Source organism: Micromonospora sp. WMMD754 (assembly GCF_049315235.1).
Classification (GTDB): domain Bacteria; phylum Actinomycetota; class Actinomycetes; order Mycobacteriales; family Micromonosporaceae; genus Micromonospora; species Micromonospora sediminicola.
Map to the genome: position 1 here is coordinate 6,017,212 of NZ_CP186058.1, position 24,361 is coordinate 6,041,572.

Genomic DNA, 24,361 nt, shown 5'->3' on the forward strand with positions numbered 1-24,361 from the left:
GCCGGGCGCCTCCGGGCCCGCCCTCACGGAATCAGAGGGCGCCCGGCGACCGCGGATCGGGGGGCGGTGGTCCGCCGGGTCAGTCGATGGCCTGGTCGATCGTGGCCTTCTCGACGGCGATCGGGGTCTGCTTCCAGTGGGCCAGGATCTTGCCGTAGGTACCGTCGTCGATCAGCGACTGCACGGCGGCGCGGTACGCCTCGGCCAGCTCCTTCTGCGCCTTCAGGAAGCCGAAGCCGTTCGGGCTGGCCAGCCAGCCGTTGGGCGAGGACGGGTCGGCGACCAGCTCGGCCTTGCCGGCCAGCGCGCCGGCGGTGTCCACCAGGTTCACCCGGGTGGCGGCGACGACCTGCACGTTGCCGGCGATCAGCGCCTGCACCGCCTGCGGGTTCTCCGGGTACTCCTTGACCTGCAACGGCCGGCCGGCGCAGCTCTCCTTGGCGTACGTGGCCAGGTTCTTCGCCTGGTTGCTGGCCTTCTGCACGGCGACCGTGCGGCCGCAGAGGTCGGCCACCGTCTTCACGCCGAGCGGGTTGCCGGCGGCGACCAGGAAGCCGGTGCCGGAGGCGGAGTAGTCGACGAACGTGGCGACCTGCTGGCGTTCCTTCTTGTCGGTGATGCCGCCGGCGATCGCGTCGTACTTCGCGGCCTGCAGGCCGGGCACCAGCCCGTCGAACGGCTGCTGGGTGAAGGTGGCCTTCAGGCCGAGCCGGGCCGAGGCGGCCTGGAACAGGTCGTGGTCGAGGCCGACGAACTCGTCGGTGCGGCCCTCGACCTTGAAGTCGATGAACGGCTGGTAGGGGGCGTTGGTGGCGACCGTGACGCCACCTCGGCCGCGCACGTCGGCGGGGACCTTGGCGGCGAGGGCCTTGTCGGTCTCGACGGCGCCGACGCCGTCGATGGTGACCGAGACGGGTGTGATCTCGTCGGTGGAGCCACCGGCCGAGGAGGAGCCGCAGGCGGCGGTGGCGGCGAGCAGCGCCGAGGTCACGCCGAGCAGGGCGAGGGAACGGATGCGCATGGGGAGTCCTTCCGGGGGCCGGAACAGCCAGCCCCCGGACTGTAACTCACGTTACGATCTCGGTGGGGTTACAGTTTTCTGTAACGTACGTTTCAGCGGACGCCGAACGCCTGCTGCGCCCCCTCCATCGCCTTGAGGCGGGCGCCGGCCACCGGGCCGAGCCGGTCGATCAGCGCCGCGACCAGCGTCTCCACCAGCGCCAGCGTGGGCACGAAGCTGTCGTAGGGCGAGGGCGAGTCGACCCGGCTGGGCAGCACCACCTCGGCCAGACCGGCCACCGGCGAGAGCCACCGGTCGGTGAACAGCACCACCCGGGCGCCCCGGCCGGTCACCTCCCGGGCCAGGGCCAGGGTCGACTCCTCGTACCGCCGGAAGTCGAAGAGCACCACCAGGTCACGTCTGCCGACGTCCACCAGCATGTCGGCCCGCTCCACCGGACCGGCGGGCAGCAGCCGGCTGTTGCCCCGCACCTGCATCAGGTGCAGCACGAGGTAGTTGGCGAACAGCGCGGAGAACCGGCCACCGGCCGCGGTGACCCGGTACTGCTGGTCGGCGAAGAGGCGCACGGCCGCGTCCAGCTCACCCTGCGGAAGGTCGGCCAGCGTGCCGCCCACCGCCTCGGGCAGCGCCGCGGCGGCCCGGGACAGCGCCCCGCGCGGCGGCGCCCCACTGCGCTCGGTCGCCCGGTAGGCGGTCAGGGGCGAGGTCTCCCGCTCGGCCAGCTCGTCACGCAGCGCCCGCTGGAACTCCGGGTAACCGCCGAAGCCGAGCCGGGACAGGAAGCGCAGCACCGTCGGGGCGCTCACCTCGGCCCGCTCGGCCAACGCCGCGACCGTGCCCAGGCCGGCGGACGGATAGGAGGCGAGCAGGGCGCGGGCCACCCGGCGCTCGGCCGGGCTGCACTCGCCGAGCCGCTGGCGGATCAGCGCCGCGACCCCCACGGCGTGGGTCTCGTCGGCAGGTACGGGGTTCGACACGAGCAGAGCGTAGCGGCCCGCCACTCCGCTCCCGGCTACGGCGGCGGGTCCGCGGGCGGGGCGTCGCCGCCCGCCCGCGGACCCTTCGGGGGGTGCCGGGTCAGGACTTCGCGACGGTGCAGGAGTAGTCGGCCGTGCCGGAGCCGGCGTACGCCTCCAGGTCGAGGTAGTAGGTGGCCGAGCCGGACGCGGTCCGGGTCAGGGTGACCGACTCGTCCGCCCCGGCGCCGTCGTTCACCGAGCGGGTCAGCGTGCTCCCGCTCGCGCTGAGCAGGTAGAGGTCGGCGTCGTACGCGGACGGGACCGCGCAGTTCACGGTCAGCGTCTGTCCACTGCCGAGCGTGAGGGAGAAGTAGTCCCGGTCGGAGGTGCTCTTCATGTCGCCGGTCACGGTGGCCGGGAAGGTCAGCCCGGAGATGTCGTTCGCGGCCGTACGGCTGTCGTTCGACTCCGCCTCGGCGAACGTGGACCCGCCCGAGGGCGGCGGGGTGGTCGAGCAGTCGGTGATCGGGGTGCCGCTGTAGAGACTGGCGTCCGGCACTCCGGCGCGGACGCTGCGCAGGTAGTAGCCGCAGGTGGGCCGGTTGGCGAAGTCGTAGCTCTGCCCGTTGGTCAGTTTCCAGATCTTGAAATTGGTGTAGGTGAGCGGCTGACCGGAGACGGCCACCTCGGGCTGGTGGTCGCCGAGCACGACGTAGGCGCTCGGGCCGCTGAGCGTCGCCCGGCCGGCGCGGTCGAGGTAGAGCGACGCGCCCTCCTCGACCCCGACGCCCCACGCCTTGCCGCCGGACACCAGCCCGTCCTTGACCGCGCGGGCCACGAACGCCATGGTCCGTCCCATCCGGTCGCGGGTGACGAAGTGCGAGTCGTTGATCGTGCCGGCGTAGTTCGGCCAGCGGAACATGCCGGTGGTGAACGTCAGCGACCGGTCGTACGGGTTGGCCAGCGCGCCCGAGGAGGTGGCGCTGGCGGTGCAGGCGTCGTAGACGACGTCGCTGTTGACGTGGTGCCCGGCGCTGCCGCCGCCCACGCCGCCGCCCTTGGCCACCACCGACTCGACCGACGCCTCCAGCGCGGTGCCCTTCCAGGCCACGTAGCGGCACTGGTCGCCGCCGGCGAAGTAGACGAACTCGGCGTTGCGGATGTCGGTGTTGACCTGGCTGTTGTTGCCGTCGTTGGCCGCGGTGAGAGTGAGCGTGGTGCACGAGTTGACGCCGGCCAACGGGGTGATCACGTCGCACTCCGGGGTGCCTGAGCCGGAGCCGGCGATCACCACCACGTCGATCGCGCCGGTGCCGCCCCGGATGGCGTCGACCGCCTTCGTCATGGTGGCGGTGACGATGCCGCCGGAACCGTTCATCGTGTACGCCGGGCCGGACCAGCTCGCCCGGCTGGCGTCGGTGGCGCTGCCCTGGCGTACCCGGGTGACCTGGGCGTGGGCGGCGGTGACGCCGAGCGGGGCGACGGTGAGCAGCGCGGCGGCGGCGGCCGTCACGGCGAGTCGACGGGAGTTGCGGGAAGGGGACATGGGCACCTCCGAGGGGCCACGAAGCGATGAAACAGAAGTTACATCCATTAAGTTCACTGCTCAATACGTAACTTCTGTTACATCTTCGTGACGGCGGCGCCGGGCGCCCGGCCCGACGCCGCCGCACCCACGTCAGGCCGGTCGGATGCCGACCACCACGTCGGTGAACGTGGTCGCCGTCGTGCCCCGGAAGGCCGCGAACCCGGAGCCTCGGGTCAACCGCGCCGCCCACTGCGGGTCCTTCTCGTACGACGTGCCGCCGACCGCCACGCAGCCGGTGCGGGCGGCGAGCCCCTCCTCGACCAGGCCGACCATGGCGTAGTCGTAGAAGACGTCCTCCGACGGGGTCGCCGTGCACGGTCCCACCGCCGGCCGCACGCGCGGCTTGCCGGCAGCCGGCACCACCGTCCAGCGCGACGCGAGGTAGGCGTCGCCGGCGGTCAGCCGGCTCCACCGCACGCCCTCGATCCCCCACACCCCGGCGTGGTCGGTGACCCGCGCCCGGCGCAGGTCGAGCACGCTGACCCCACGCTGGCCGAGCACCCGCAGCGAGGTGCGGCGGCCACCCACCCCGGTGACCTCCAGCGCGGTGTTCTCGTCCAGGCCGAAGACCCGGGTGTGCCGGGTGTCCGAGGCGAGCCGGATCGAGCGCGCCTCCCGCCCGCGACGGGAGAAGTGGGTGTCCACGAGCCCGGCGGTGAAGAACCCGAACCCGCCCCGGGGCAGGTAGCCGAGCACCGCCGGGTCGTCGAAGTAGCCCGGCTTCGCACCGTCGCGCAGCCCCGGCTCGGTCGACCCGCCGGTGATCATGTCGCGGCCGGCCATGATCTGCGCGCCGGCGCTGGTGCCGGCGACCACCGCGCCACCGCGCAGCTTGCGCCGCACGGCCGCGAGCGCGGCGCTGTCCCGCTGCGCCGTCCCCCGCGTCATGGTGGTGACGTAGCGGTACTGGTCGCCGCCGCCGAAGAAGAAGCCGGTCATCGACTCGATCTGCCGCACCACCGCCGGGTCGTCGGCGGCGGCCGGGTGGTCCAGGTCGATCGGGATCCACTGCGCGTCGGCCACCCCGTAGGACCGGAACAGCTCGGCGTAGTAGTCACCGTTGCAGACGCTGTTGTTGCAGTCCGGGGTGCCGGCGTCGGGGTCCTCGGCCGGCACCGGGGCACCGGCGGTGACGATGCCGATCCGGGCCCGGCCGGGGCCGCCGGCCAGCCGGACGATGTCGTCGTAGATCTCCCGGTTGTCGTCGGCGAGCGCGCCGCCGACCAGCACCAGACTGCCGCCGGTGCGGTGGTGGGACGCCGAGGCCGAGGCCGGGACCGCGGCGACCGGCACGCTGAGCGCGACCGCCGCACAGGCGCCGACCCCGAGGGTCAGCAGGCGGTTCAGGGGCATGGTTGCTCCTCACAGGACCGTGAGGGCGGGCCGCGACCAGAGCGTACGGCACCCCCGTCCCGCCCACAATCACCCGGGGAGTCAGCCGGTGACGCGGAAGCTGCGCGTCGCGAACGGGCCGAGGGTGATCCCGTCGCCGACCACCGCACCGCCCACCGGCCGCTCCGCGAGGTCGCACTCGACGGGCGTGCCGGCGAGCCCCGACACCGTCGCCACGACCGACGCGGACGTCGGGTTGACCAGCCGCAGCACCGCGCCGTCGCCGTCCTCGGCCGGCTTGTACGCCGACACCTGCGCGCCGTCCACGCCCAGGCCCGGGGTCGCGACCGGCGCCACCGCACCGGGGCGCAGCTGCCAGGCCCGCAGCGGGGCGCGCCGGTGCGCCGCCGCCGTGGTGACCGTGGACTCGCCGTCGTCGAGGCGTACCCCGATCGCGGCGGTGATCCGCCGCCGGCACTGCGCCTCCGGTGTGGGCAGCTGGGGTCCGGCGCCGGCGGTGCGGGCCCGCAGGTCGGGCCGGGACAACCAGCCGACCGCGCGCAGCACCGTCACGGCCAGGGACGGCCGCTCCCCCGCGATGCCCTGCACCTCGGGCAGCCCCGGCGCGAGGACCGCCAGACCCGGCAGGGTGGCCAGCGAGCGGACCGGCGCGACGCCCGCGTCGGCCTCGTACCCGCGCTGTTCGGGCAGCGGGCCGAGCGCCGCCTTGAGCGGGCGGGTGAGCAGGCTGAAGTGGGCGTCCGCGGTCCAGTCGGTGGCCGGCGCGTCGGTCGGGAAGTGGGCCTGGAGCCGGTGGTCGTCGGCGGTGTTGTCGAACTCCAGCCGCCAGTCCAGCTCCGGCACCCCGGCCCAGAGCGTGGCGGTGACGGTCAGCGACAGCACCACCCGCTCGGTCGACCGGGCGCTCCGGTCGGCGGTGAGGCCGGCCGGGACGTCCAGGTCGGCGCGGACCACGAGGCGGGAGGCGGCCGGACCGTCGTGCACCCACGCCTCGCGCACGACCGGCGTGACCGTCTCGTCCCGGCGGGGCGGGTCGTAGGTGTAGGTGTCGCCGGCGTCGCCGACGTCGACGAGGCGGCCCAGCCCGGGCAGGGTGCGGCCGGTGGCCGAGTCGGTCAGGGTGAACGACGCGTCCTCGGCGACGGTCAACGTCCAGTCGCCCCGGGTCACCGAACGGCCCGGGACGCCGGCCGGCACGGCGGCCGGAGCACCGGGGACGACCGTCGCGGTGTAGCCGGTCCAGCCGCCGGCCGGGGCGTCGGCGACGAACGCGACGCGGTGCCGCAGCGTGTCCCGGGTGTCCGGCAGGATGTCCAGGTCGGCGCAGAACAACGGCGTCGGCTCGGTCTCCCGCAGCTCGAACGGCACCGGCGCGCCGTCGGCGTCGACCAGCCCGGCCAGGGTGTGCCCGGGCGCGGTGTGCACGTCCACCACGACCGGGCCGGTCACCGGTGCGGCGTGCGGGTTCACCACCACCAGGGCGGCGGCCTCGGTCACCGGGTCACCGGCGAGCCGGGTGTCCAGCCCGAGGTCCAGCAGGGCGCGTTCGACCAGGTGCTCGCCGGCCTGTCGGGCCCGGTCGAAGCGCACCTCGTTCTCCCGGTGCACCTCGTCCACCGAGCAGCCGCAGATCGAGTCGTGCGGGGCGTTCTGGAGCAGCTCGTCCCAGGCGTGCCGGAGCAGGCCGACCGCGTGGGCGCGGCCGGCGCGTACGGTCAGCGGCTCCGCCCACGCCTCCAGCAGCGTCTCGGCGGCGGCGTTGGCCTGCTTGAGATAGAGCCGGGTGGACAGCGTGCCGGCCAGCACGAACGTCAACCAGTCGCCCGGGTGGCGCAGCTCACCGGTGACCACCCGTTCCGCCGGCACCGCGTCGCGGATCGCGGCGAAGTACCCGGCCAGCGTGCTCTCCACCGCCGCGCCGTCGGCCAGGCCCGCGGGCAACGGCCGCGGCGCCAGGTGGTCGCCGCCGTTGAGCAGCAGGTACGGCCCGTCGGCGTCCCGGCCGGCCTGCCTGTCGCGGAACGCAGCGAGCCGGTCGGCGGCGGAGGCCGCGTCCCACAGCACCTCCGGCTCGTAGTAGCCCTGGTTGACCGCGAGCACCTCGGAGCCGTCCGGGGCGCGCCAGCGGAACCGGGCCAGGTGCGGGGGCGCGCCCCGCCAGACCAGCGCGGTGTCCAGACCGAAGCCGCGCAGCACCCGGGGCAGGTCGGCGGGGTGGCCGAAGGCGTCCGGGCAGTAGCCGACGTCGGCGAGCGTCAGCCCCAGGTCGGCGGCGACCCGGCGGGCCGCGAGCAGGTTGCGGACCAGGTTCTCGCCGGAGACGAGCTGGTTGTCCGCGAGCACGTGCCACGGCCCCACGTGCAGCCGGCCGGCGGCGGCGTGGGCCCGGATCCGGTCGGCGAGGTCCGGGCGGACGGCGAGCGCGTCCAGGGCGGTGACGGTCTGCCCGTCGAGGTGGAACCGGCGCAGCTCGCCGGCGTCGAGCTGGTCGCACACCCGGGCGACGAGTTCGGCGAGGCGGGCCCGGAAGGACTCCATCGGCCGGTACCACTCGCGGTCCCAGTGGGTGTGGCTGACGACGTGCACGGTCATGACATCTCCCGGCTGGTGACGAGCGCGGCGGCGAAGCGGGCGGTGACGACGGCGGGCCGGGTGATGGCGGTGCCGACCACCACGGCGTGTGCGCCGTGGTGCAGGGCGGCGGCGGCCTCGTCGGGGGTGTTGATCCGGCCCTCGGCGACGACCGGCACCGGGAGCGTGGCGACGAGCGTGCCGATCAGCTCCAGGTCCGGGTCGTGCGGCACCGCGCCGCCGGTGTAGCCGGAGAGCGTGGTGCCGACCAGGTCCACCCCGGCGGCGACGGCGGCGTGACCGTCGGCGGCGTCCGCCACGTCCGCCATCACCAGCACCCGGGGGTGCCGCCGCCGCAGCCCGGCCACGGTCTCGGCCAGCGTGAGCCCGTCCGGGCGGGGCCGCCGGGTGCCGTCGAGCGCGACGATCTGCACACCGGTGGCGGCCACCGCCTCGGCATGCGCCAACGTCGGGGTGATGTAGACGCCCTCGACGCCGTCCTTGACCAGCCCGATCAAGGGGGTGTCGGGCAGCGCCGCGCGCAGCGCCCGCAGGTCACGCAGCCCCTGGGCGCGGATGCCGACCGCGCCGCCGTGCAACGCGGAACGGGCCAGCGCCACCATGTGCGCCGGGTCGTCGAGCGGTTCACCGGGATCGGCCTGGCAGGAGACGACCAGCCGGCCACGGATCGCGTCGAGCACGGTCATCGGACGATGTCCTCCATCAGGGCGCCGAGGGCGCGATCGGGGTCCACGAGGGACGGGTCGGCGCCCAGCGACCGGGCGGCCCGGCGCAGCGCGGCCAGGTCCTCCGGTCCGGGCGACCGGTCGGGTTCCACCGCCAGGTCGGCGGCCCGTTCCCCCTCCACCGCCCCGTGGGCGGCGGCCAGGTGCACGGCGGCGAAGCGCGGGTCGTCCGGTGGCACGTCGGCCACCCAGGCCAGCGGCACGCCGGCGGCGACCAGGTCGCGCTGCACCGCGAGCAGGAACGCCGGGTCGTCGCGGACGGCGCCCACCGGCCGGGCGTCCAGGGCGGCCCGGGCGGCGAGGGCCCCGGCCGCCTCACCGACCGCCCACTCGCCGTGGTGCACCCGGTACGCGGCGGCGGCGACCTGGGTGGCGCCGAGGTTCTTGGCGGCGGCCAGCAGGTTGACCGCGCCGCGGGGGACGAGCGCGTCGGCCGGAACGGTGAACGGCGCGGTCTCCCGGTAGACCGGATCCGGGTGGCCGGTGCGTTCGTGCAGGTCGACGTGGTACCAGGTGACGCCGAGTGAGCCGGCCAGGTGCCGCGCCCGGGCCCGTCCGGGCACGGGGGCGAGGTCGTGGCCGGTGACCGGCCGCTCGACCACGATCCGCCGTGACTCGCGCAGGTACGGCGCCTCGGCGAAGCCGTCGGCCGTGCCGGCGGCCTCCGGGGCCAGGCGCAGCCCGGGGAAGCCCCGGCCACCGTCCTCGCGGGGCGCCTCGGTGCGTAGCCAGTGCACGAACGCGGCGGTCAGCTCACGGCCGGCCCGCTCGGCGCCCGCCGGGTCACCGATCGGGTCGTACCCGGCGCAGTCGTTGGACGCCCAGTTGAGCACCGCGAGCTCCGGCGCGGTGGCGCGCAGTCGCCGGTAGGTCCAGAACGGCGGCCGTCCGTCCGGGCCGTCGGTGAACATCCGGTACCGGTGCACGCTGCCGTCCCAGCCGGCGATGTCGAAGGAGAGCCGGTGCCGCAGCTCGGCGTAGCGGGCGGGCGCGGGGCCGGTGAAGCCCGCGCCGGGGTGGTGTTCCACCAGCGCGCACCAGGTGAACGACTGTTGGGCGGCGGGGTCGGGGCCGCCGGGCACGGCATCCGGCTCACCGTGCGCGTCGCGGCCCTCCGAGCCGGTGACGGTGGCGAACCCGGCGAGCGGGGCCAGGTCGCCACGCTCGGTGGCGTCGCAGAAGACGGCGGCGGCCAGCACGGTGCCGTCGGTCAGCGTCACGTCGTGGATCCGGCCGCCCTCGGCCCGCGCCGCGACCGGGGACCGGCCGGTCAGCACCGTCACCTTCGCCTCGGCCAGGGTCGCGTCCAGCACCCGCCCGGCGACGGCCGGCTCGAAGCAGAGCCGGCTCACCCAGCCGCCGCCCGGGTTCGCCGTGCCGCCGTAGTGGGCGCGGACGGCGTCGCGGAACGCCCGGTAGCCGGCGGAGGCGCCGAAGCTCTCGATGTGCGGGTGTTCGTCCAACGCGGGCAGCGCCTGGGTGGTGACCTGACCGCCGACCCGGGAGAGCTCCTCGACGAGGACCACCGTGGCGCCGGCGCGGGCGGCGGCGAGCGCGGCGGCCACCCCGCCGAGCCCGCCGCCGACCACGGCCACGTCGGCGGTCACTGTCGGTTCGGGAGTGCTCACCGGTCTTCCTCCACAGTGAAGTCGATCTCGTAGGTGCGGTGCCACGGCAGGCTCACCGAGCCGGCGGCGACGGCGAAGCCCGGCACCGCGTCGAGGTGCCGCCACCGTTCGCGCAGCAGCTGTTCGATCCGGTCGGTCACCCGCGCGGTCTCCTCGTCCGGCACGTGGTCGTGCCGGGTCGGGTCGGTGCCGCGTTCGCGGCGCAGCCGGGGCCGGGCGTACGACATCCACACGTGGTCGTCGACCAGGCGGTGGGCGAGCAGCCGGCGGGAGGCGGACCGGTCGAGGGTGCCGGCGGCCCGTCCGACCTCATACGCCACCAGCGTGGCGAGCGCGCTGCCGACGGTGTTGCCGGCGGTGTTCCAGCCGGCGAAGCCGGCCAGCCGGGCATACGTGCCGTCGGCGGCCAACTCGGCCACCAGCCGGGGATCGGCGCCGTTGCCCACCGCGCAGTCGGCCAGGGCGACCGGCCGGCCCTCGGCGAGCAGCCGGCGGACCAGGGCGGCGGTGCGCGCGGCCGGCCCGGGGTCGGTGTCGGCCGGCGGGGCGGTCGCCCAGTCGGCGTCGCCGGGTTGCGGCGGGTGCACCACGAGCACCGCGTCGGCGGCGGCGTGGTCCGCCACGGCGGCCCCGGCCGCTGCGGCCTGGCTGGCGATCCCGACGCCGACCGGCACCGGTTCGTAGCGGGCCACCCGGTCCAGCCCGTCCGGATCGGCGCAGGCGACCGCGATCCGGGGCGCGTGACCGGCGGCCGTGGCGAGCGCGCGGGCCACGAGCACCGCGCCGATCTCGTCGGCGCCCGGGTGCGCGAGCACCCGGTCGGTCAGCTCCAGCCAGGACGTCCAGGTCCGCAGCCACTGCCACTCGGCGGTGCCGACCGCGGCGACGGCGGTGTCGTCCGCGCCGACGACGAGGGTGTCCAGCACGCCCTCGGCGGCGAGCCCGAGCGCGGCCTGGTTGAGCACGTGGTTGCGCTGCCGGCGGCGCAGGAAGTCGCGGCGGATCGCCGCCGGCACGGCGGTGACGGGCAGCTCGGCGCCGCCGATCCCCCGGTGCAGCGCGGCCGAGTACGCGTGCAACGCGCGGCCGTGCCGGGCCCAGTAGTCGGGTTCCTCGCCGGCGTCGTCCGCGTCGGGGGTGCGTTGCACGACGGTGGCGGCGTAGACCGGCGCGGGGCCCTGGCGCAGGGCGGCCCAGCGGCCGAGCACGGCGGTGACCGGGTCGTCGCGCAGCCGGGAGGCGATCAGCCCGCCGAGGCCCAGCGTCTCCAGCGCGACCACCGTGGCGTCGGCCCGGCGGCCGGCGAGCCAGCGCGCCAACCCGTCCGGGTCGCCGGGCCGCCGCTGGGCCGGCAGCAGGTCGGCCGGTGGAACCTGGACGCGCGCGCCGGCGACGGCGGCGACCAGGGCGGGCAGCGACCGGCAGACCGGCCGGTCGTCCAGCGGTACGAGCGCGATGTCGATCATCGGCGGACCCTGCCCTCCTCGATCGTCCGCAGGGCGGCCTCGGCGGCGCCGACCAGCGCGGCGTCCGCGCCGAGCGCGGCCGGAACGAGCGGCACCGGGCCGAGCACCGGCATGCAGGCGGCGACGAAGGCCGGGCCGGCGGCGGCCAGGACCTCGGGTACGGCGGCGCCACCGCCGACCACGATCCGGTCCGGGTCGAGGGCGTTGGCCAGGCCGGCGAGGGCGGTGCCGAGCGCGGCGCCCGCCTCGGCCAGGACGGCCCGTGCCGCGTCGTCGCCGGCCCGGGCCCGTCGCACCACCTCGGGCAGGTCGACCTGGTCGCCGGTGCGCTCGGCGTACCGCGCGGCGACGGCCGGGCCGGCGGCGACCGCCTCGACGTGCCCGGTCGCGCCGCACGGGCAGGGGCGGCCGACCGCCTGCGGCACGGGCAGGTGGCCGAGGTGCCCGGCGGCGCCCGATCGACCGCTGAGCAGCATCCCGGCGACGTGCACGCCGCCGCCGATGCCGGTGCCGACCGCCACCCCGATCACGGTGGGCAGCCCGCGGCCGGCGCCGTGCACGGCCTCGCCGAGCGTGAACGCCTGGACGTCGTTGAGCACCGCGCCGGGCAGGCCGAGGCGGTCCCGGACGGCGCCCGGCACGTCCACCCGGGACCAGTCGCTGATCGACGAGGTGGCGGCGGTGAGCAGGCCGGTCGCCGGGTCGACCAGGCCGGGGGCGCCGACGCCCACGGCCACCGGCGCGGCGCCGAGCGAGCGGACCAGCGCGGCGGCCCGGTCCAGGACGGCGGCGGCGCCGTCGCGGGCCGGCGTCGGGGCCTGGGTACGGGCCAGCACGGCGCCGGCCCGCACCAGCGCGGCGGCGGTCTTGGTGCCGCCGATGTCCACGGCGGCCAGGAGCGGGGCGGTCACGACGTCCTTCGGGTCACGGTGATGCGGAAGTCGTACCGGTCCGCGCGGTAGATGCTCTCGGCCCGCTCGACCGCGACGCCGGTGCCGTCGTAGGTGGTCCGGTCCACCCGCAGCGCGGGCGAGTAGGGCGCCACACCGAGCAGCGCGGCCTGGTCGGCGTCGACCACCGTCGCGGAGATCACCTGGTCGGCGTGGTGCGGCCGGACACCGCGCTCGGCGAGCACGTCGTAGAGGGAGCCGGAGACCAGCCCGGCGTCGAGGTCACCGACCCGCTCGGTCGGCAGCCACACCTCCTCGACGCACATGGGCAGGCCGTCGGCGAGCCGGAGCCGGCGTACGTGGGCCACCTCGGCGCCGGGGGACAACGACAGCTCCCGGGCCACGGCCACGCCGGCCGGGACGAGCGTGAGGTCGAGCAGGCGGGAGTCCGGGGTGAGCCGGCGGCTGCGCATGTCCTCGCTGAACGAGGTCAGGGCGAGGGACTTGGAGATGGTGGCCGGGTCGGCCACGAACGTGCCGGCGCCCTGGGCGCGGTAGACCAGGCCCTCCTCCTCCAGCCGGCCGACGGCCTGCCGGACGGTCGCCCGGCTGACCCCGAACCGGGCGACGAGTTCCCGCTCGCTGGGCAGCGGGTCGTGCGGACGCAACGCCTCGCCGATCTCGGCGCGCAACGCGGTGTACAGCGCCTCGTGCTTCCAGGCGGTCTTGTTGCCGCTGGTGGTGGTCACCCCTTCACCCCTCCCTCTCCGATGCCACGGAAGAACATCCGCTGCAGGGCGAAGAAGACCGCGAGCAGCGGAACGACCGCGATCATCGTGCCAGCGGCGACCACCCGCTGGTCGTTGGTGAAGGTGCCGGACAGGTACTGCAGGCCCACGGTGAGGGTGAAGTTGTCGGGGTTCTTCAGCACGATGAGCGGCCAGAGGAAGTCGTCCCAGGCGAACAGGAAGCTGAACACGCCGACCACCGCCAACGAGCCGCGCACGCTGGGCAGCGCGACCCGCCAGAACCGGGCCCACTCCCCCGCGCCGTCGATCGCGGCGGCCTCCTCGGTCTCCCGCGGCAGGGCCAGGAACGCGGTGCGCATGACCAGGATGGACAGGCCGCTGACCGCGCCGGGCAGCAGCACACCGAGCAGGGTGTCGACCAGGCCGAGGCTGCGCACGGTGAGGAAGACGTTCACCATGATCACCTCGAACGGTACGACCAGCGAGGCGAGCAGGGCGGCGAAGACCGCGCCCCGTCCGCGGAAGCGCATCCGGGCCAGCGCGTAGCCGGCCATGGCGCCGAGCAGGCAGTTGGTCACGACGCTGGCGAACGCCACGATCGCCGAGTTGCCGATGTAGCGCCAGACCGGGATGACCTCGGTGACCTTGCCGAAGTTGCCCAGCGTGGGGTGGGCCGGCAGCAGCGTGGTGTCCGGGCCGTAGATCGGTTCGCCGGTGCTCTTGAGCGCGGTGGAGAGCTGCCAGAGGAACGGCCCGACCAGCAGCACGGTCATCAGCAGCAGGAGGAGGTACCGCAGGGCCGGCCCGGCGAACCGGCCCGCTCCGGCGGATCGCCGGGTGGGCCGTGCGGCCCGCGGCCCGGCCGTGGCGCGCCGCTCGGTGCGTTCGCTCATGCCGAGCCGACCGGGCATGCCCTCACGGCCCTCGCTCCGCTCGGTGCGTTCGCTCATGCCTCGTTCCTCTCGCTGCGTCGGCGCAGCACCAGCGCCAGGACGGAGAGGCCGAGGGTGCCGACGAAGAGCGTCAGGCTCATCGCGGAGGCGTACCCGATCTCACCGTCGACGCCGAGACCGACCTCGCGGATGTAGTAGACGATCGACTTGGCCTGCCCACCGGGTCCGGCGGTGCCGGAGGACATCACGTAGATCTCGGCGAAGACCTTGGTCGCGGAGATCGCCGCGAGCGTGCCGACCAGCAACATGGTGGGGCGGACGGTCGGCACGGTGACCGAGCGGAACCGGCGGACCGCGCCGGCGCCGTCGACCCGGGCCGCCTCGTAGAGCTCGTTCGGCACGTTGGACAGGGCGGCCAGGTAGATGACCATGTAGTAGCCGAGGCCCTTCCAGACCGTCACCAGCATGCAGGCGAACAGCAGCAGGGTGGCGTCGGTGAGGAAGGGCAGCGGCTCGGCGACCACCCGCAGCTTCACGAGTACGGCGTTGACCAGGCCGTCGGAGGAGAGCAGCCAGCTCCAGATCAGGCCGACCACGACCATCGAGGCGATGACGGGGGTGTAGAACACCGCCCGGAACGCACCGATGCCGGGCAGCTTGGCGTGCACCAGCTGGGCGAGCAGCAGCGGCAGCAGCACCAGCGCGGGCACCACGACGACCAGGTAGAGCGCGGTGTTGCCGAGCGCCCGGAAGAACTCGGTGTCGTCGGCCAGCCGGGTGAAGTTGGCCAGCCCGGTGAACTGCCCCCCGCCGAGCGCCTGCGCGTCGGTGAACGCCAGCACGCCGGTGTTGGCGAGCGGCCCCCACGTCATCAGTGCGGTGACGAGCAGCGCGGGAGTGAGGAACAGCCAGGGCACGTACCAGCGACGGCCGATCACGTCGGTGAGCTCCTGTCGTGGAGGGGAGGGTGGCGCCGCCCGGCCGGAGCCGGGCGGCGCCGGCGGGTCAGCGGGCGAGCAGCTTGTTGGCCTCGTCCACGGCCTGGTCCAGAGCGGCCTTCGGGTCGAGGTCGCCCTTGACGGCGAGCTGCACCTTGCCGATCACCAGGGCCTTGGTGCGGTCGTCCCACTGCACCGGGGTGAGGTTCTGCGCCTTGGCGATCTGCTCGGCCGAGATCCGGCGGGCCTGCGCGGTCGGGTCGGCGGCGTCCACCTGGGTGAAGTACGGGTCCTTGAGCGAGTCCGAGGTGGACGGCAGGATCGTCACGATCTTGGCGAAGGCGAGCTGGTTCTCCGCGTTGCTGACGAACTTGGCGAACTCCAGCGCGGTGGCCGGATTCTTGCTCTTCTTCGGCACGAGCAGGCCCATCACCGACATGTTGGTGGTGCCGTCGGCGCTGGCGATCTGCGGCGCGACCCCGGTGGCCTTGGCGACGGCCGGGGCGTTCTGGCCGACGACCTTGAGGAAGTTCGGCCCGGACGGGAACAGCGCCACCCGTCCGGCCGAGTACGCCTCGGTCTCCTTGGCGTGGTCCTGGGTCAGCCAGTCCGGCGCGATCGCCTTGCTGGCGTAGAGGTCACGCAGCCGGGTGACGTACTGGACCGCCTCGGGGGTGTTGAAGGTCCACTTGCTGGCGTCGTCGTTGAGCAGCGGGACGCCCAGCTTCGCCAGGTTCGGCACGAACGTGTTCTCCAGCGCCGGGTGCCAGCCGTAGAAGCGGCCCTTGCCGGCGGTGGAGATCTTCTCGGCCTGGGTGAGCAGTTCGTCGATGGTCTTCGGCGGGGCGGCGTCGGGCATCCCGGCCTGAGCGAAGAGGTCCTTGTTGTACATGGTGATCTCGCTGGTGAGATACCACGGCAGGCCGTACGAGCCGGCCTGCCCGGGGACCTTGAACGCGTCCCACGCGCCGGGAACGAAGGAGTCCTTGACGTCGGCGGCGTTGGTCTCCATGTCCACGAAGACGCCCTGCTTCTCCAGCTTCTGGGCGAAGTTCGGGTTCAGGTTGACCACGTCGGGCAGGGTGCCCGCCTGGGCGTCGTTGGTGATCTTCTCCTGGGCGCCCTGGAACGGCAGGTCGACCCAGGTCACGTTGGTGCCCGGGTGCTGCGCCTCGAACTTCTCGATCAGACCGTTGATGTAGTCGTCGAAGGTGGGCTTCAGGGCCAGCGTGGCGAACGTGATGTCGCCCTTGACCTCACCGTTGATCGGGTCGTTCGAGCCGCCGGCGCCGGCGTCGTCGCCGCTGGACAGGCCGCAGCCGCTGAGGAAGAACGCGGCGGCCACTGCGGCCGCGGCGAAGGCGCGGGTACGCCTCATGAGGGTCCTCCATGCGTGGGGGATGAGTGGTACGGACCAATTGCCGGAGACACTGGACCACGATCACCGCCGCGTCAAGCCCCAGCTCGCCTTTTGCGCCCCGTGTCCGGTTTGTTTATCCGATTGAAGCCTTGACTTGTCCGTACCAGTGACCACACGATGGGCCGCATGCCTACCCCCACTCCCCTACGCCGGGCCACCGCCGGCGGGGCGGCCGGCGTGGTCCTGCTCGGGCTGCTGACCGCTCCCGCCACCGCCGCCCCGCCCACCGCCGAGTCCGGCGCGCCCACCGTCGTGGCCGCCGACGGCGCCACCGCCACGATCGACGCCATCGATCCGTCGTCGCGCGCCGCCGGCGTGCTCGCCCTCTACACCCCCGACTCGGGGGCCGAGACGAAGACCAACGCCTTCGGCGGCGAGGCGGTGCTGCGCGCCGCCGGCGGCGGGGCGTACGACGTGGTCAGCGTCTGCACCGCGCTCGACTCCTGCCCGAAGCCCGGCAACAACGCCATCCCGGCCGACGGCGCCGTGCTGTCCGCCTCGCCACCCGAGGCCGGTGGCGCCGACGACCGACGGTGGCTGCGCGACCGGCTGCGCCCCGGTGACCGGGTGCAGCTGCGCAACCTGCTGATCCGGCGGGCCACGACCACCGCCGACGCCACCGACCCGACCGCCACCACCAACCCGGCCGGCGTCGACCCGGCCAAGGGCGAGTGCTTCCCGGGGTGCCGCGGCGCGGAGCAACTCGTCGTCTACACCCCCGCCGCCGGTCGGGAGCGCACCGGAACCAACGACTTCGGCTACGAGATCACCGTCCGCAACGGCCGGGTGGTCGCCCGTCAGGGCGGCGACAGCGCGGTGCCCGCCGACGGCTACGTGCTGTCCGGGCACGGCTCCCGGGGTTCCTGGCTGGAGGGGAACGCCCCGCTCGGCGCCCGCGTGGCCGTCGACGGCGACACCGTCACGGTGGACGTCGACGCGGAGAGCTTCCTGCTCGGCGCGGAACGCGCCGTGTCCGCGGCGCGCCAGGCCGGCCAGGCCGCGCGGACGAGCTGCCTGGAGTTCGACCCGGCCGCCGTGGACACCGCGCTCGCCGAGGCCGCGGGCCTGCTGGGCCGGGCCCGCGACGCCGCCGCCGCCGAGCCGGAACGCGCCGCGGAACTGGCCCGCGACGCCGCCCGCCGCGCCGACGTGGCCGGTTACCGGGCCCGCGAGTCCCGTCCGGTGGAGGGCCGTGGCCTCTGGGTCCGCCCGATCGAGACCAGCCCGGAGCAGATCCGCGCCACGGTGGAGCGGATCTCCGCGGCCGGGTTCAACATGGTGTTCCTCGAGACGGTCTGGGGTGGCTACACCATCTACCCGAGCCCGGTCGCCGAGCGGGCCGGCATGCCCGCCCAGCGGCCCGAGATGCGCGGCTTCGACCCGCTGAAGGTCTGGATCGCCGAGGCGCACGCCCGGGGCATCGAGCTGCACGCCTGGACGCACACCTTCTTCGTCGGCGTCGAGTCCGGCGGTGGACCGGTGCTCACCGCGCACCCCGAGTGGGCGGCGGTGGAGCGCGAGGACGTCGGCAAGGCCGGCCCGCAGCCGTCCCGGATGGAGCCCGGTTACTACTGGATGGACGCGGCGGTCCCGGCGGTACGCGCGCACGTGCTCGCCACGTTCGAGGAGATCCTGCGCGGCTACGGCGTGGACGGTCTGCACCTGGACTACATCCGCTACCCGGTCTCCCTGCCCTACGGCGCGGACTTCTCCTACTCCGCGTACAGCCGCGCGACGTTCACGGCGGAGCACGGCGTGGACCCGTACACGCTGAACCCCGAATCACCGCAGTGGCCCACCTGGAACGCCTGGCGGGAGAAGCAGGTCACCACGTTCGTCGACCAGGTCCGCACGATGCAGCGGCGGGTCGCCGGCGACCGGAAGCTCTCCGCCGCCGTGTTCGCCGACCCGACCGACGGGCTGGCCAAGAAGTTCCAGAACTGGGGCGCCTGGGTCGACGCCGGCACGCTGGACTTCCTCACCGGCATGTCCTTCGGCACCTCCGCGGACTCGGTGGGGCACGACACCGCCGTGATGCGCCGCCGGGTCGGCGACGTGCCGCTCTACACCGCCACCTACGGCCCGCTGCGGGGGTCGTCCCCCGATCTGATGCTCGACCAGGTGCAGGCGGTGAACGACGCGGACTCCGACGGCGCGGCGCTGTTCGCGTACAACCAACTCAACGCCCGGCAGCAGGAGGCCCTGCGGGAAGGCACGTTCCGGACCGCGGCGACGGTCCCGCACGCCGACTACCGGGCCGCCGCCCGCGCCGGGACGGCGTCGCTGCGGGAGGCGCTGCGGCTGGCCACGGCCTGCGCGCCGGGCGCCACCACGGCCGGGGTCCGGCTCCGGCTCGCCACTGCCGAACGGCTGCTGGCCGACGGGTTGCCCGCCCGTTCGGCCGACGCCGCCGCGCGGCAGCTGCGCAGGGCGGCGACCGTCGCCGCCGGTTGGGGGGACGGCGTTCCGCCGGAGCTGACCCGGCGCACCGTCCGTGACCTGACCATGTACGCCCGCTGGGCGGAGCTCGCCTGAGCCGCGGGCGGCGCGGGACGACCTGTCCAGGGTCGCCCGCGCCGCCCCGGCCCCCGTCAGTAGGTGCAGCCGGTCGACGGGAGGGTGCCCGGGGCCGGCACGGCCGACCCGTCGTAGAGGGCCAGCAGGAGATTCTGCGGGCAGCGGTTCGCGCCGCCGACCCGTACCTCCAGGTGCAGGTGCGGGCCGGTGGAGTTGCCGGTGGAGCCGGTGTAGCCGATGACCTGGCCGGCGACGACCCGCGCCCCGTCGGCCACCGCCCGGGAGGACAGGTGGCAGTACAGGTAGTAGGTGCCGTCGTCGGCGGTGATGCCGATGCCGTAGCCGCACCCACCGCCGGCGTGGCCGACCGTGCCGGCGGTGATCGCGTACGTCGTCACGCCGCTGTTGGTGGGCAGGTCGATCGCCGGATAGTCGTGGTGCGGGTCGTCGTACTCGGTGCGCGGCAGCACCGAGCGCCCGATGACCAGGGCGTAGGTGCCTCCACCACCACCGTCCCCGAGGAGCCACTGCCAGGTGGTCGCGCCGACGGTGGCGCCGCCGGTGAGCCCTCTGGTGGTCTTGAAGCTGGTGACGGCATTGGTGGTGGCCGCGCCCCAGGCGCCGTCGACGGTGAGGCCGTAGCCGTACTTGTTGAGCGCGGTCTGCAGTGCCCGTACGGCGTTGTTGTTGGCGCCGGCGTCCAGGGTCACCACGAGGCGGGCCCAGGTCAGGGAACCGACGATCCCGTCGGCGGTGAGCCCGTTGGCGGCCTGGAACGTCCGTACCGCGGTGGTGGTCCCGGCCGTGAAGGCGCCGTCCACGGTCAGGGTCCCGCCGTGGTGGCGGAGCAGGAACTGGGCCGACGCGACATTCGGACCGGACGTGCCGCCGCTCAACGTCGGCCAGGCGGGCGTGGCCGCCTGCGCGGCGGTCGGGCCCGTCAGCACCCCGGCGATGGTCAACGCCAGGGCGGCGAGCACTCCGGCCACGCGTCGAAGGGGAATCCTCATCTGCACTCCTCACACCTGGGCCACCCGGGGAACCGACGCGAACTCATCGATACACGTCAGTCGATGTGAAGGATATGCTCATCGATGGGAGTCAGTTCCGCAAGTATTCTTCACGACCCTGCGGCGACGTCCACCACGCGCACCGGCACGCCGGCCCCGGATCGGGCCTGTCGCCGCGCCCCCGCCGGTCGGTAGGGTCGCTCACGTGGATCTCGACGACACCGCGGCGCGGCTCGGGGTTCCGGTCGACGAGGTCGACCGCGTGCACCGGCTCGCCGCCGACCACCCGTCGGCGCCGTTGCCCGCGCGGGCCGACGCGCCCGCCCTGCTGGACCGCCTCGCGGTGCCGCCGGACGACGCCGCCGAGATCCTGGCCGGCTGGCCCGACCCGGGATCCCCACTGTGGACCCCGGAGCTGCGCTGGCTGCTCGACCGCTCGACCGCGATGGTCCGCGCCGACCGCGGTGGCCACGAGTGGCTGCCGCCCGGTCCGGCGCTGCCGCGCGACCGTGGCCCGGCCTGGCGGCACCTCTACGTCTACGCGTACCTGGCCCTGGTGGAGGTCGTGCGCGGCTACCACCGGGACCACGGCCTGCCCGACGCCGTGTCCTGGGCGACACTGGCCGACCTGGGCCGCAACCTGGCCGTCGACCGGCGGATGGACGGCGAGGGCTGGCCGGTCATGCAGAGCTGGCTGACGCTGCACACCCGCGGCGGTCTCTACGAGCTGGGCCGGCTCCAGCACCAGCGCGGCGAGACCATCGGCCTGCACATCCCCGACGCGGGGCCGCTGACCCCGCAGGCGGTCACGGCGTCGCTCGACGAGGCCCGCGCGTTCTTCCCGCGCCACTTCCCGGACGAGCGGCACACGGAGTTCTCCTGCGGCTCGTGGCTGCTCGACCCGCAACTGCGCGAATACCTGCCGGACGACTCGAACATCATCCGCTTCCAGCGGCGGTTCGAGCTGGAGCCCTACGAGGAGCCGGAAGGGCTGGACGGCGACGTCGAGGTGCTGCGGTTCGTGTTCCGCACGCTGAGCACGCCGCTCGACGAACTGCCGCGCCGCACCGTGCTCCAGCGCGCGGTCGTCGACCACCTCCGCGCCGGCCGCCACTGGCAGTGGCGGCGTGGCCGCTTCCCGATCTGACCCGGCTCAGCGTCGCGGCGGTGGACCCACGCTGCGTCGCGGGATCAGCGTCGGCGCGATGGTCTGGCGCAACGGGCCGACGCCGGCCGACTCGATCTGCGCCAGCAGCAGGTCGAGGCTGGCCCCGGCGACCGCGGCGAAGTCGGGGCGCACGGTGGTCAGCGGCGGGATGAAGTAGGCCGCCTCGGGCACGTCGTCGAACCCGACCACGCTGATGTCGTCCGGCACCCGCCGGCCGTGCTCGTGCAGCGCGCGGAGCACCCCGAGCGCGAGGTGGTCGTTGGCGGTGAAGACGGCGGTGACCTCGGGCATGCGGGCCAGCATCTGCCCGGACCGGTAGCCGGCGGCGGCGGACCAGTCGGCCGGGACCAGCGGCGGTATCTCGGCGCCGGCCAACTGCAGGGCCTCGCGCCAGCCCTCGATCCGGCCGGCGCTGTCGAACCAGTCCGACGGGCCGGAGACGTGCCAGACCGTGCGGTGCCCGGCGTCGAGGAGGTGCTGGGTGGCGGCCCGGGCGCCGGCGACCTGGTCGACCGTCACCAGCGGGATCGGTCGGCGCGGGTCGCCGTCGACGGTCACCAGCGGCACGTCCTGGGGAAGCCGCTCCAGCGCCTCCCCGGCCGACTCGACCGGCGCGATCACCACGATGCCCGCCACCCGGTGGGCCAGGTGCCGTTCCACCGCCGCGGAGATGGAGCGGTGGTCCAGGTCGCTCACGCTGCCGACGCTGACCGCGAAACCGGCCTCGGCGGCGGTCTGCTCCAGGGCGGCCAGCAGGGAGGCCGGCCCGTAGAGGGTGGTGTTCTGCGCGACCACGCCGATCACCTGGGACCGGCCGGTGACCAGCGCGCGGGCGGCGCGGTTGGGCCGGTAGCCGAGTTCGGTGATGGCCGCCTGGACCCGGAGCCGGGTCTGCTCGCGCACGTTGGGATGCCCGTTGAGGACCCGGGACACCGTCTGGTGCGACACCCCGGCGAGGCGAGCCACGTCCGTCATCGCAGGACCGCGCACGGCCACCTCACTTTCCGACAGCCCGCGGTGGCCGAACCCGGTCGATCTCGACCGGACCGGCCCGGGTGGCGACAGTCTACGCCAGCCGTTCCCGCCGGAACGGCACCGTCGGGCCCGCGTCCGGGCGCCGGCCACCGAATGCCACGGAATCGTCCACGGCCCCATTCCCCTCCTCCGGTCGGGACCGCGAAATCCCAGCTCCGCGCCGGTGCATTGGGCCCGGGGTGAGGCTTTTCCGATGATTACCGGAACCCCACCCCGGGCAATTCGCAGATATGTCAACGGTCGTAAATGGTGACCGTTGTCACGGGGTCGTCAACGAGAACTGGCGTACGGTCACCGCGGCACCGAGTGATTGCGTGGCGTAGTTGAAGATGCCGAAGCGGTATCCCATGAAGAACTGCCACGCGTTGTTGAGCGTCAACGCGTTGCCCAACGGGACGAAGGTGACCCCGTCGGTGCTGTAGGAGAACCGTGCCTGCCGGCCGGAGCCGGGCCGGATGTCGGCGTTGGCCCGCAACCAGATCCGCCCGCCGGAGACCGGGGCGCCGGCGATCTCGGTCCCGGTGGAGGTGGTGTTCCAGTTGTCGGATCCCATGGTCAGGCCGTTGGTCATCACCACCCGGGTGGCGCCGTTGTCCCGCCGGACCCCGATCCACGCCGAGCTGTCGCGCAGCATCGCGAGCCCGGCCCGGTCGCCGTCGCGCATGCCCGAGTAGTCCAGCTCCACGGTCCCGGTGGAGGTCGGGCCCTGGATCCGGTGGGTCAGCGTGTTGCGGGCCCGGTAGAGGTCGGTGGTCACGGTGGCGGTCTGCAACCGCAGGCCGTTGTTCACCGACCAGCGGCTGTTGTCCGGGTTGTGGTTCCACTCGTACTGCACGCCGAGCGTGCTGCCGGCGAAGGTGTCGGTGCCGGTGAGCGGCTTGACCGGGCGCAGCGGCAGCGGGTTGGGATAGCTCGCGCCCCAGGCCCCGTTGACGGTCTGCACCTGCGGCCACCCGTCGGCGGTCCAGGTGATCGGCGCCAGCGTCGGCATCCGGCCGCCCGGGTACGCGTCGGTGAAGGCCATGTAGTACCAGGAGCCGTTCTGCGTCTGCACGAGCCCGCCCTGGTGCGGCACGCCCCCGCCGGAGATCGGACCGGGCAGGTTGAGCAGCACCTGCCGCTGCTCGTAGGGGCCGAACGGGCCGTTGGTGGACTTGAGCACGTACTGGCCGTTGGCCGGCCGGGTGAGCCAGATGTAGTAGGCGCCGTTGCGCTTGTAGAAGCGGGCCCCCTCCAGCGTGCCGATGCTCGACGGCGTCTGGTAGACCTGCTGGGCCCGCACCTGGCTGCGCCCGTCGGCGGACAGCTGCGCCACGCTGATCGTGCCGTTGCCGTACGCCACGTACATCGTGTCGTTGTCGTCGATCAGCATCCCGGCGTCGTAGTAGCAGTTCGGGATGGTGGTCAGCCGACTCCAGGCGCCGTCGACCGCGTCGGCGGTGTAGATGTGGGTCTGGGCGAAGTCGACGCACCCGGCCCAGTAGTAGGTCCGGTTGCTCGGCCGGTAGTTCAACGTCGACGCCCAGATGCCGTCCACGTACGCGTGCGCGCCGTTGGTCAGGTCGTACTTCGCGCCGAAGTCGAGCCGGGGGACGGAGTGCCCGGCGAACTCCCAGTTCACCAGGTCCCAGGAGCGCAGCACGGGCGCGCCCGGCGAGTAGTGCATGGTCGAGGCGGACATGTAGTAGACGTCCCCGACCCGGATGATGTCGACGTCGGCGAAGTCCTGCCAGACGGCCGGGTTGGTGAACGTGCCGCCCGGGTTCGGGTTGCCGCCGTCCCCGACACGCACCAGCTGCCACTGCTGGTTCGCGCCGTTCCAGTCGTCGTACTGCACGATGTTGCCGCCGTCGGTCGTGGCGGCGTTCTGCACCTCCACGACCTTGTTCGAGTTGCGGTTGACCAGCCGCACGTAGCCGCTGTCCGAGTCCGCCAGCCGGAACTGCTGGTTGGTCCCGTTGTGGTCGGACCACTGCACCACGGCCGTACCGTTGGCGGTCGAGGCGCCGGTCACGTCCAGCACCTTGCCCGAGTGCCGCGACCGGATCCGGTACCAGCCGCCACCGGAGTCCACGAACTGCCACTGCTGCCAGGCCCCGTCGTTGCGCGACCACTGGGTGATCCGCGCCCCGTCGTTCGTGGCCTGGTTGTACAGGTCCAGCGCCTTGCCGCTGTTGCGGTTCACCAGCACGTACCACGCGCCGGTGTCCACCGTCGCGGCCGACGCCGGCACCGGCGCCACCGTCACCAGCGCGCCGCCGACCAGCATCGCCGCCAACCCCGCCAGGAGCCGGGCCAACCGACCTCTGCTCACCATGACTCTCCTTCGTCGACCGGTTCCGGGGCGGGACGACGCACGGCGGCACCGCCCATGTGATCGCTAACAGCCGTCCGCGCCGGAAGGGAGTC

The 24,361-nt window shown here is 74.1% G+C and carries 18 protein-coding genes; 2 read left to right on the forward strand and 16 right to left on the reverse strand.

Translation table 11 applies throughout. The annotated features are described in order from the left end of the window. Positions 1–79: 79 nt before the first annotated feature. The 13 genes from ACN27B_RS28275 to ACN27B_RS28335 all read right to left on the reverse strand — a co-directional run bounded on the left by ACN27B_RS28275 (position 80) and on the right by ACN27B_RS28335 (position 16,180). Entirely contained in the window at positions 80–1,021 is a 942-nt protein-coding gene (locus ACN27B_RS28275) for a transporter substrate-binding domain-containing protein (RefSeq protein WP_099160478.1), read from the reverse strand. A gap of 92 nt (positions 1,022–1,113) precedes the next feature. Further along, the gene (locus ACN27B_RS28280; RefSeq protein ID WP_172967771.1) at positions 1,114–1,998 is read right to left on the reverse strand and encodes a MurR/RpiR family transcriptional regulator; all 885 of its coding nucleotides are present in this window, start codon (positions 1,996–1,998) and stop codon (positions 1,114–1,116) included. Between the two features lie 100 nt (positions 1,999–2,098). Continuing rightward, positions 2,099–3,526, reverse strand: coding sequence for a hypothetical protein (locus tag ACN27B_RS28285; protein WP_099160476.1), 1,428 nt, complete (start codon positions 3,524–3,526; stop codon positions 2,099–2,101). Between the two features lie 132 nt (positions 3,527–3,658). Then, entirely contained in the window at positions 3,659–4,921 is a 1,263-nt protein-coding gene (locus ACN27B_RS28290; RefSeq protein ID WP_216642322.1) for a cyanophycinase, read from the reverse strand. 81 nt (positions 4,922–5,002) lie between these two features. Then, the gene (locus ACN27B_RS28295; RefSeq protein WP_422742210.1) at positions 5,003–7,513 is read right to left on the reverse strand and encodes a hypothetical protein; all 2,511 of its coding nucleotides are present in this window, start codon (positions 7,511–7,513) and stop codon (positions 5,003–5,005) included. Next, positions 7,510–8,199: an N-acetylmannosamine-6-phosphate 2-epimerase gene (locus ACN27B_RS28300; RefSeq protein ID WP_099160472.1), complete on the reverse strand. Its 690-nt coding sequence runs from the start codon at positions 8,197–8,199 to the stop codon at positions 7,510–7,512. Before ACN27B_RS28300 ends, ACN27B_RS28295 begins: the two co-directional genes overlap by 4 nt. Beyond that, positions 8,196–9,866: an FAD-dependent oxidoreductase gene (locus ACN27B_RS28305; RefSeq protein ID WP_422742214.1), complete on the reverse strand. Its 1,671-nt coding sequence runs from the start codon at positions 9,864–9,866 to the stop codon at positions 8,196–8,198. Before ACN27B_RS28305 ends, ACN27B_RS28300 begins: the two co-directional genes overlap by 4 nt. Continuing rightward, entirely contained in the window at positions 9,863–11,332 is a 1,470-nt protein-coding gene (locus ACN27B_RS28310) for a DUF4127 family protein (protein WP_099160468.1), read from the reverse strand. Before ACN27B_RS28310 ends, ACN27B_RS28305 begins: the two co-directional genes overlap by 4 nt. Further along, on the reverse strand, positions 11,329–12,243 hold the full coding sequence (locus ACN27B_RS28315) for an ROK family protein (RefSeq protein ID WP_099160466.1): 915 nt from the start codon (positions 12,241–12,243) through the stop codon (positions 11,329–11,331). Before ACN27B_RS28315 ends, ACN27B_RS28310 begins: the two co-directional genes overlap by 4 nt. Further along, on the reverse strand, positions 12,240–12,971 hold the full coding sequence (locus ACN27B_RS28320) for a GntR family transcriptional regulator (protein ID WP_099160464.1): 732 nt from the start codon (positions 12,969–12,971) through the stop codon (positions 12,240–12,242). The genes ACN27B_RS28315 and ACN27B_RS28320 overlap by 4 nt, the downstream gene beginning before the upstream one ends. Continuing rightward, on the reverse strand, positions 12,968–13,864 hold the full coding sequence (locus tag ACN27B_RS28325) for a carbohydrate ABC transporter permease (protein ID WP_098746168.1): 897 nt from the start codon (positions 13,862–13,864) through the stop codon (positions 12,968–12,970). Before ACN27B_RS28325 ends, ACN27B_RS28320 begins: the two co-directional genes overlap by 4 nt. Before the next feature lie 53 nt (positions 13,865–13,917). Then, a complete protein-coding gene (locus ACN27B_RS28330; RefSeq protein ID WP_216642321.1) occupies positions 13,918–14,802 on the reverse strand; it encodes a carbohydrate ABC transporter permease in 885 nt (294 codons plus the stop codon). Between the two features lie 67 nt (positions 14,803–14,869). Continuing rightward, positions 14,870–16,180, reverse strand: a complete 1,311-nt coding sequence (locus ACN27B_RS28335) for an ABC transporter substrate-binding protein (protein WP_099160462.1) — start codon at positions 16,178–16,180, stop codon at positions 14,870–14,872. Between the two features lie 168 nt (positions 16,181–16,348). Here ACN27B_RS28335 and ACN27B_RS28340 point away from each other — a divergent pair, with 168 nt between their 5' ends. Further along, entirely contained in the window at positions 16,349–18,757 is a 2,409-nt protein-coding gene (locus ACN27B_RS28340; RefSeq protein WP_422742218.1) for a family 10 glycosylhydrolase, read from the forward strand. A gap of 56 nt (positions 18,758–18,813) precedes the next feature. Here ACN27B_RS28340 and ACN27B_RS28345 read toward each other — a convergent pair whose 3' ends face one another. After that, positions 18,814–19,749, reverse strand: coding sequence for a peptidoglycan-binding protein (locus ACN27B_RS28345; RefSeq protein ID WP_099160458.1), 936 nt, complete (start codon positions 19,747–19,749; stop codon positions 18,814–18,816). Between the two features lie 205 nt (positions 19,750–19,954). Here ACN27B_RS28345 and ACN27B_RS28350 point away from each other — a divergent pair, with 205 nt between their 5' ends. Beyond that, the gene (locus ACN27B_RS28350) at positions 19,955–20,896 is read left to right on the forward strand and encodes an acyltransferase domain-containing protein (protein ID WP_422742221.1); all 942 of its coding nucleotides are present in this window, start codon (positions 19,955–19,957) and stop codon (positions 20,894–20,896) included. A 6-nt stretch (positions 20,897–20,902) separates the two neighbouring features. Here the strand turns inward: ACN27B_RS28350 and ACN27B_RS28355 are convergent, their stop codons facing one another. Together ACN27B_RS28355 and ACN27B_RS28360 are read right to left on the reverse strand one after the other, a co-directional pair. Beyond that, positions 20,903–21,892 (reverse strand): LacI family DNA-binding transcriptional regulator, encoded by a 990-nt coding sequence (locus tag ACN27B_RS28355; protein WP_172967769.1) that lies wholly within the window; start codon positions 21,890–21,892, stop codon positions 20,903–20,905. Positions 21,893–22,211: 319 nt separating this feature from the next. Continuing rightward, positions 22,212–24,269, reverse strand: coding sequence for an RICIN domain-containing protein (locus tag ACN27B_RS28360; RefSeq protein WP_422742223.1), 2,058 nt, complete (start codon positions 24,267–24,269; stop codon positions 22,212–22,214). Positions 24,270–24,361 lie beyond the last annotated feature (92 nt).